The following is a 483-nucleotide window of genomic DNA, read 5'->3' on the forward strand; positions in this document are numbered from 1 at the left end:
AACTTCGGAATGAATTCACGAACATGAATTTTAAAGTCCTTTGGCGCACCCAATTTTTTAGCATCATCAGACAATGAATATTGCGTCTTAGCCATAATGACTGGTAGCTTGTCCCAACCGCGTTTAGCAAATTCGCGCAATTGCTTAGCTGCCTTATCCGACAGTTCAACACCCGCACCACCATAAATGGTTTGCACGATTTTTTCGATTTTTACAACGGCATCGTCATCAGCTTCGTACAATGGCTTAAAGTCACTTGCAACTTGCGCTGCTTCAGCGACCGCACCAGCTAACTCGGTAGCGCCGGCACCACCCTTAGCCCAAACGTCAGCAACATAGGCCTGCACACCAAAGTCGCGTGCATAAGATTCAACCATCGCAATTTCTTCTGGTGTGTCGGTCACAAAGCGATTAACAGCCACAATAACAGGGACTCCATAGCGGGTCATACTTTGCAGGTGTTGCCCAAGGTTCTCTAAACCT

The 483-nt window shown here is 47.0% G+C and carries 1 protein-coding gene; it reads right to left on the reverse strand.

Annotation, left to right across the window (positions count from 1 at the left end; translation table 11 throughout):
- Positions 1–483, reverse strand: a 483-nt coding sequence (locus WEIDD23_RS12195; protein ID WP_156469673.1) for a formate--tetrahydrofolate ligase, incomplete at both ends; no start/stop codon positions are given.

Origin of the sequence: Weissella sp. DD23, from assembly GCF_001579105.1 — a bacterium.
GTDB lineage: Bacteria > Bacillota > Bacilli > Lactobacillales > Lactobacillaceae > Weissella > Weissella cibaria.